Annotated in this window: 1 protein-coding gene and 2 pseudogenes; 1 reads left to right on the top strand and 2 read right to left on the bottom strand. The window is 45.7% G+C overall.

Going from position 1 to position 2,328, the window contains the following annotated elements; all coding sequences use genetic code 11:
- Positions 1-127 precede the first annotated feature (127 nt).
- A pseudogene (locus BM155_RS16645) lies at positions 128-343 on the top strand (IS256 family transposase); the annotation flags it as partial.
- Positions 344-459: 116 nt separating this feature from the next.
- Here BM155_RS16645 and BM155_RS16640 read toward each other — a convergent pair.
- Entirely contained in the window at positions 460-942 is a 483-nt protein-coding gene (locus tag BM155_RS16640; RefSeq protein ID WP_067154738.1) for a hypothetical protein, read from the bottom strand.
- Positions 943-2,328, bottom strand: a pseudogene (locus BM155_RS17360) (hypothetical protein); the annotation flags it as partial. It lies immediately after the preceding gene.

Here is a 2,328-nt window from a genome sequence, read left to right as displayed (position 1 = left end):
CAGCGGTGGCCGGCGGGGTCGGTAATTTTTTCCGGTAGACCTTCGGCGTTGTATTCGATGCGGTGTTCGCCGCCGGTGGCGTCGATTTTTTTGATCAGGCGGTTGTGGCTGTCGTATTCGTAGTGACACCACAAACGCCGTTGAAGCCGTGCACCGGCAGTCTCAAAAACTGACCAAAACCAAGGGTGGCTTAGCCAATGAGAACAGCTTACTCAAGCTGCTGTACGCCGGTATACTGAAAGCCTCTGAGCGCTGGACGCACCCAATCCAGAACTGGAATCTGACGCTGTCACAGCTGGCGGTCCACTTCCCAGAACGCTTGGAGAAATACATCAGTCTGTGAGACTATTTGGTTGACACAGAATTTTGAACACCCTCTATTTGAGAGGATGCTACGCCCTTAGTTAAGTATTAGGTAAGTTATTAAAGAGCTAGAATTGTTTAGTTAAGTGTATAGGGTTATTTTGCTATATCTTTGAAAAGATTTAATAGTCCTCCCTCTAATAACATTTCGTCTGTTAGTTGCTTTTCCTGGTATCCAAATGCACTGTAATCTGGTACTCTGCTTAGGTTTTTCCAGGAGATACCTTTTTGATACTTTTCGCCACAATTCATATCTCTAGATATTTTTAATTGTTCGCCGTCTATTGTATTGGTGATGCTATACTGACCTGAGGGTAGACCTCCATCCTTAGATGAGCGCCATATCTTATTTTCGACCGTATCAATGAACCAAGGAATGGATTTAATTGGATACTCGGTTTGATAAACATCTAGGCCAGGCTCATCTTCTTGATCTGGGGATAATGACGGTGCTTTGGTTATCAAATAAAGGAGCTTGTCAGAGATAACTACAAATAATTCTTGATTGGCGAAACCTAAATTTTGATTTCTATAAATCAATCTGTGATTGTTAGGAAGGTTATCGGTGTTTAGTAGCATTTACTTGCCTTTTATCGGTTTTGCAGGGATTATTTTTGCGGCACCATTTTTTTCCAGCTCTGCTAAGCTTAATGGATCTCTTTCAAATGTAAATGTTTCTACAACTCCATATTCTTGCCCAATTTCTTTGGCATACCTTGATTCTGGAGTGACTTTAGTTAACCCGTTTCCAGAAAATATTGGGTTTGCCCCGAATTCTATTTGAACAATATGTCTAGCTTGCAGGTTTTTTTGCAGGGCCTCATCTGATGTATATTTTTTTGAATATTTGTATACTGACGATTTGTCATAGATGTTGCCTCCCGCGTCAGTATATGATTTGACAAATCTTCTATATTTTTCAGACATTTCTTCGCTCATTAGGTCGTTCATGTCTGCCCCTAAAATTTGTAATTCCTCATGGAGCTCTCTATTTCCAAAGCTTGCCATGTTTTCGTACGTTGGAATAAAGCTCTCCCTCTCTGTTTGGGGTGGCATTTTTTCCATATCTATAATGGCGATACTAAATGGCTGATCGGGATCAAAATCTTTAATGCCAAATAGTCCAGCCAATAACTCGGGGTCAGAATCGGCGTTTTCTGCCATGTCGAATGTAGTTGCCCAATAGGGCGCTCTGCCGGACGGGCGCGTAAACCCAAGTGAGTTGTTTCCTATAGTATCTGCGCTTCCAAAAATGAGCCGAAAGTAAAAGCGATCATTAAGTTCGCCTTTATTCACTATGTCTATAAGGTCAGAATCTGTATATTTCCCACTGTAACCGTTTTTCTTAATGTTTTCTCTAGCTTTTTTTAGCCTGTCTACTGCTTCAGTAAGTGATACGGGTGGGGCGTTTTTTTTCTTGATGTTGTTGGCGCTATCGGTGTTCACTTTGTGCACGGGGGGAGGCACGGGTGCTTGGGGCGCCGGGGCGTCGACGGTTTCCAAGTCGTCGAAGCTGGCACCTTTACCTCGGGCGCCGCGGGTTTTGGCGCGGATCAACTGTTGTTTGCGGCCCTTGGCAAAGTCCATCATCAGTTCGCCCACTACCTTGAAGCGGCTGAGCAGGCGGGTGTTTTTGGCCATATTGGCCACAGCGCCGACACCGCCGGTAAAGGCCGCCAGTAGGATTGTGAGGATGATTTCAAATACGCCGGCACCGGCCAGTTCGGTGATTTCCAGGCTGTGCTGGGCCTTGACATAATCTTTGGCGAACTGGGTGACGGCGCCGCGCAGGGAGGGTTCGTCGTACAGTAGCTGGGCGACCTCGAAGGCCTGTTCCAGCTGTTCGCGGGAAATCTTGCTGGGGTCAAAGCCCAGTACATCGACGATTTCTTTGTGTACCTGGGACAGGTGTTCGCTAATGGACTGGTCCAGGGGTTTGTCGTACAGGAGGTAGTCGTATGAGGC

It is taken from the genome of Microbulbifer thermotolerans (genome assembly GCF_900112305.1).
Taxonomy (GTDB): Bacteria; Pseudomonadota; Gammaproteobacteria; order Pseudomonadales; family Cellvibrionaceae; genus Microbulbifer; species Microbulbifer thermotolerans.
The sequence above is the reverse complement of the archived record's forward strand: the minus strand, read 5'-3'. Positions and strand labels throughout refer to the sequence as shown.

What these genes read in the sequence shown, in the direction of transcription:
- BM155_RS16640 (WP_067154738.1), bottom strand. Translation starts at nt 942, where the DNA reads ATGCTACTAAACACCGATAACCTTCCTAACAATCACAGATTGATTTAT.